Consider the following 5,053-nt stretch of genomic DNA (forward strand, 5'->3'; position numbering starts at 1 on the left):
GTTATTGAGCGGGAATGATGGTTACACACTGAACTGAGAGTGATAATGAGAATGACTTATAGTTAACTAAAATACTTTTTACTGTGCGGGGAATATTAGCCCTCTCCGGAACATGCACTGGGGATAACATCCGTTTGTTCAAATTCATTTAGCAAACGATTAACTTTGAACTGACACTTCCCACAACATGCAGACGCGCCGGTTTGTTCACGAATGTGATGCAGTGTATTTGCACCAGACTCCATGGCTTCGTTGATGGCGTCTGAGTTCACATTGTTACAGATACATACAATCATTGCAGTACTCACTTGAGGTTTGATGTTAATGATAATGATTGTTATTTAATGAGTCAATTATATTTTTAGATTATTCCTCAAAAAAATAATGACTTTTTCACAAAGCTCATACAGCAGTGCGTTATGCTTACACTGAAGGCAATCAAAAAGTAAGGACCGAGAGATGAAGATCAACCCAGCAACCGTTCTCATCGTCGAAGATCATCAAGATCTGGCGGCAAATGTAGGGGACTTTCTAGAAGAAGGTGGCATGACTGTCGACTTCGCTGCCGATGGACTGACAGCATTAAAACTATGTAGTCAGAACCATTATGATGCTGTTGTGTTAGACGTCATGATGCCAGGGATTGATGGCTTTGAAGTCTGTGAACGAATTCGTGGTGAGCTACAACTTGATATGCCTATCGTAATGCTCACAGCCAGAGATACACTCAATGACAAATTGAGCGGCTTTGAGTATGGGGCAGATGACTACCTCATTAAGCCTTTTGAGATGAAAGAATTAGAGGCAAGACTGACCTCACATATACGTCGTCATAGAGGAGAAATGGATACAAAATCATTGCAAATTGCCGATATGATTTTTGATCCTAAGACCATGCGTGTGACACGAGCTGGTGAAAATGTCCGCCTTTCACCCATCATGCTACAGATTTTGAAAATTCTTATGCGTGAATCACCAAAGTTAGTGACACGGGAAAAGCTGGAAACAGAGATATGGGGTGAAGATACCCCTGACAGTGATACGCTACGTAGCCATTTATACAATCTTAGAAAACTGATTGATAAACCTTTTCAGCAACATCTGCTACACACTATCCCTGGCGTAGGATATAAGCTCTGTGAAGAGAAAGATCTATAAGAGTTAGCTTTCAATCTGTGACTTAGGAAAATGGACGCTCACCTCTGTCCCTTTTCCAATTTCACTGGTGATGCGTAAATGCCAGAAGTAGCGATTGCATAAACGTTTAACAATGGTCATTCCTAAACCATAGCCCTTTTCATTATTATCACGCTCTCCGCGATAAAAAGGTTCAAACACATTTTTAACTTGTTGCTCACTCATCCCAACACCACTATCAGCAACAGAAAATCCCTGCTGCCAAATTTTGATAATCACATGGCCTTTGGGCGTGTAATTAAAGGCATTACGCAACAAGTTACTCATCAAAATAGACACTACCGCTTCGGGTGCCTTAACCACTAATTTAGCTTGTTCATCAATATCGACGGTTATCGACTTGTCTTGGAATAGTGTCTCCAGTGTGTCCAACTGTTTCAGGGCCATCGCATTAATATCAACATCCTGAACCGGTAGCACGGCTTTTTCTTCCCTCGCCAGTATGAGCAGTGTTTCAATCAATGCTTCCATGTCATATAAGGTGCGATAAACTCGGCGCATCGTTTTATCATTAGCTACATCGTAACGACGCTCAAGTAATTCCATGGCACTTCTTAATACAGCTATTGGGGTTCTCAGTTCGTGACTGGCATCTCGTGTGAAATGGCGCTCCCGATCAATAAAGAGCTCAAGACGCTGGGTAAACTGATCCAACGCGCCTACTAAGCTTGATACTTCATCGTCGGGGATATCACGTAGTTCTTGCAAATCCAAGTCCGGTAGACTGCCATCTTTGATTTCGGCTTGTCTCACCGACTTGGCTAACTTCACGATGGGCGACACCGCTTTATGCGATTGACGGTACGCTATCCAGGCCAGGATATATAACACCACTAACACGCCAGCGAGCGGCAAAATACCAAATAAAAGTGCCAGACGGGAGACTTTTACTTCATCAAAAATCAGATAAAGTCGGCTATTACCTTTGTCTTCTATGTAGAGAATGGGGGTTTCTTGATTTAATCCAGCTCGCTGATAACCAGGTGACAGAGGCACTAATTCTCTAGGTAAGGAAGAGTAGTCCCCATCTGTGACCAGATAGGTTTTTAAATTCATTGTATCTGGTGGTGGAAAATCAGGATCTTTGTCACGCATTTCCCAAAAGTGCTGAGCTTCACCTTCTAATGCCTGGCGCACCAGCACATCTTCAACCATGATTTTTGCAGCATAAATACCACCGACAGTGACAAGACTAATTAATAGAACCTGTATAAGAAAAACTTTAACTAACTTGGCTTGGAGGGTGGATTTATTTTTCAGCATTCACTACTCATCTTTTCTCGAATAAATAGTGTCCGACAAGCCATTGGTTTCCATTTTCATATCCAAACAACTCTGCACACGCCATAAAAAACAAACGCCAGCGCTGTAACCAGGTTTCCGCTTGGTCGCCATAAACATCTCGGAATAAACGTAGCACATTCGCTTCATTTTTATCTGTATTTTCCAGCCAGGCTTCTGCTGTTTTCTGATAATGACTACCATTAACTAACCAGTGTTGCTGTATGGATAATTGTGATTGAAAGTACAGCAAAGTATCGGCAGAAGGCATGAGACCACCCGTAAAGAAATAGCGCCCCATCCAGTTATCTTCACCTTCAGTTTCAAATGGATACACCACTTCCCGGTGACAGAAAATGTGCACAAATAACTTGCCTTGCAGCTTTAGCCAGTCTCCAATCTTGTCGAATAAACGCTGGTAATTACGCATATGCTCAAACATTTCAACTGACACCACACGGTCGAATTGTTGTTCCAGCTCTAAGTCATTCACATCACAGGTAATCACCTGAACATTACTCAAACCACGATCTAATAATTGCTGTTCGATATATTGGCGTTGTGAATGTGAGTTAGACACCGCTGTTATCTTGGCAAAGGGCAGTTTTTCTGCCATGTATAAGGTCAAAGAGCCCCAACCACACCCCAACTCAAGAATGTGTTGGCCATTGACTAACTCTGCCCTCTCCAGATAAATGCTCAGCATGGCTTCTTCTGCATCATCGAGGGTCAAACAACTGTTTGTCCAGTAACAACCACTATATTTAAAGTGCTTGCCTAGTACTTCTTTATAAAACTCAGCAGGCACTTCATAGTGCTGCTCATTCGCAGCATCTGTTTCTATGGCGATAGGACTTTGTTTTAGTTGCTCAATGCATTGCTGTTTACGTTGAGTTAATTTATCTGGCTCTGAAGCGTATTCCTCTTTTAGGCGTTGTTTCAGTAACTGCCTTATTCCGATTCGAATCAAGCTGTCAGGAAACCACTTCTTTTCTGCCAAATCAATCATACCCATCTTTCTTTCTCCACGGAATAAATGCACTGGTTGTTTTTTGATATTGTCGGTATGCGTCGCCACGACTTCGGATAGCTTGTTGCTCGGTGTAAGGAATCCCTGTGATGAAGTACAAAAAGGCAAACATCACAACAGGCATTATCCATAGCCACTCGCCACCAGAAATGCCTATGGCCATGATGGGGTAACTAAACCAGTGACACCATTCAAAAAAGTAATTCGGGTGACGTGAATAAAACCAAAGCCCTTTCTCACATACTTTGCCTTTGTTAGCGGGATTCTTTTTAAATTCGGCAAGTTGTTTATCCGCTACGTAGACCCCGACCCAAGCTCCAAACGCGAGGGCTAATGCAACAACAAGCCATACAAGTTGAAAAGTCTCTACCTGAGCTAACCACCAAATCGGCAAGGTAAAACCCCAGGCTAAAACAGCCTGAAATTGAAAAAAGAAAAAATGATTCCGATGTGCTTTGTCTCCCCAATACTCACGCAGATAACGATAGCGCCCGTCTTCCGGTTCTGAAAAAACACGTGTGCTGAGGTGAATAAACAAACGTAGATACCAAAAGCTCATTAATGCAGCACTGGCTACTCGTAACACGACATCACCCTGCATCTGCGTGGCATACAGAATGGGTAACCCCATCATCAATCCAGACCAGAGAACATCCACCACGCCAGCATTATTGGTTCTTCCTTCATATATCCAGCCAAACAGCATGGTAATACTCGCAATCAGCAGGCCGAGTTCAAGCATGTTCAGTCTCCTCTTTATGTCGCCAATGGTTTGCAATCTGCATCAACAAAGGAATCCACAAAGCCCAGCTGATTGATACCACAGCTAGTGCCAGAAAAGGTGTATTCAGACTGACTGCACCGGCTTCGCTACCAGCATAATAGGACAGTGGAGCAGCGACTATGCACAACAATCCCAATAAAACAGGCTTCCGTTGCAGCCAGCTTAATGAGTGATTCAAGGTCAACATAAAGTTGATCCACAAACATCCTATCCACCAGGGAGCAACATGAATAAACGTTTTATCGATGTAATTCATGAGATCCAAGTTGAGCCAGACAGTATCTAAGAGCATCCCAGCGGAAAGCCCGAGCAGAATCAATTTGATATCTGTTTTTTTCCATGGACTCAGGGCTAGCTGGAAAATGATAAACAGCGCTGTCGCTAGTAATGCGTAATGACTACTGTTGGCAGCAGCTGAGAAAATACTGATAAACCAAACTAGCTGGAAAGCAATAAAGTTGAATACATTAACCACGTTGTGGAACCCACTGTGCCTGTCGCGTATCCTGTTTACTAAACAGTAAATGAACATCACTGATACTGCGTTCAATAAAGCCACCTTCGCAGTAAGAAAGGTAAAACTCCCACATTCTTATAAAACGCTCGTCATACCCCATCGCTTTAACTTGCTCTTCCTTATCGAAGAACCGTTCACGCCATACCCGCAATGTTTGCGCGTAACTCGGCCCAATGTCTTCCAGATTAGTTAATCTCATCTGTGCTTTTGCAGCGGCATTGACCAAAACACTGACACAGGGAAT

General features: G+C 42.9%; 7 protein-coding genes. 1 reads left to right on the forward strand and 6 read right to left on the reverse strand.

From position 1 onward, the window contains the following. Window positions 1–95: 95 nt before the first annotated feature. On the reverse strand, window positions 96–296 hold the full coding sequence (locus tag B4K20_RS08075; protein ID WP_289244964.1) for a (2Fe-2S)-binding protein: 201 nt from the start codon (window positions 294–296) through the stop codon (window positions 96–98). Window positions 297–459: 163 nt separating this feature from the next. Here B4K20_RS08075 and B4K20_RS08080 point away from each other — a divergent pair, with 163 nt between their 5' ends. Beyond that, complete coding sequence (locus B4K20_RS08080) at window positions 460–1,158, forward strand: response regulator transcription factor (RefSeq protein WP_286305062.1); 699 nt, start codon at window positions 460–462, stop codon at window positions 1,156–1,158. A gap of 3 nt (window positions 1,159–1,161) precedes the next feature. On the opposite strand, the gene B4K20_RS08085 is transcribed toward B4K20_RS08080, so the two are convergent. The 5 genes from B4K20_RS08085 to B4K20_RS08105 all read right to left on the reverse strand — a co-directional run. Continuing rightward, complete coding sequence (locus B4K20_RS08085) at window positions 1,162–2,460, reverse strand: sensor histidine kinase (protein WP_289282516.1); 1,299 nt, start codon at window positions 2,458–2,460, stop codon at window positions 1,162–1,164. 7 nt (window positions 2,461–2,467) lie between these two features. After that, the gene (locus B4K20_RS08090; RefSeq protein WP_289282517.1) at window positions 2,468–3,493 is read right to left on the reverse strand and encodes an SAM-dependent methyltransferase; all 1,026 of its coding nucleotides are present in this window, start codon (window positions 3,491–3,493) and stop codon (window positions 2,468–2,470) included. Next, on the reverse strand, window positions 3,480–4,250 hold the full coding sequence (locus tag B4K20_RS08095) for a DUF1295 domain-containing protein (RefSeq protein ID WP_289282518.1): 771 nt from the start codon (window positions 4,248–4,250) through the stop codon (window positions 3,480–3,482). The genes B4K20_RS08090 and B4K20_RS08095 overlap by 14 nt, the downstream gene beginning before the upstream one ends. After that, entirely contained in the window at window positions 4,243–4,767 is a 525-nt protein-coding gene (locus B4K20_RS08100) for a DUF2878 domain-containing protein (RefSeq protein WP_286305066.1), read from the reverse strand. Before B4K20_RS08100 ends, B4K20_RS08095 begins: the two co-directional genes overlap by 8 nt. Continuing rightward, window positions 4,760–5,053 (reverse strand): class I SAM-dependent methyltransferase (locus tag B4K20_RS08105; RefSeq protein ID WP_289282519.1); only part of this gene is annotated, 294 nt, incomplete at its 5' end. The genes B4K20_RS08105 and B4K20_RS08100, both read right to left, overlap by 8 nt.

Source organism: Methylophaga sp. UBA5088 (genome assembly GCF_002414625.1).
GTDB classification, from domain to species: Bacteria; Pseudomonadota; Gammaproteobacteria; order Nitrosococcales; family Methylophagaceae; genus Methylophaga; species Methylophaga marina.

Coding starts and splice junctions, on each gene's coding strand:
- B4K20_RS08080 (WP_286305062.1), top strand. CDS start 460: ATGAAGATCAACCCAGCAACCGTTCTCATCGTCGAAGATCATCAAGAT.
- B4K20_RS08075 (WP_289244964.1), bottom strand. CDS start 296: ATGATTGTATGTATCTGTAACAATGTGAACTCAGACGCCATCAACGAA.
- B4K20_RS08090 (WP_289282517.1), bottom strand. CDS start 3,493: ATGGGTATGATTGATTTGGCAGAAAAGAAGTGGTTTCCTGACAGCTTG.
- B4K20_RS08085 (WP_289282516.1), bottom strand. CDS start 2,460: ATGCTGAAAAATAAATCCACCCTCCAAGCCAAGTTAGTTAAAGTTTTT.
- B4K20_RS08095 (WP_289282518.1), bottom strand. CDS start 4,250: ATGCTTGAACTCGGCCTGCTGATTGCGAGTATTACCATGCTGTTTGGC.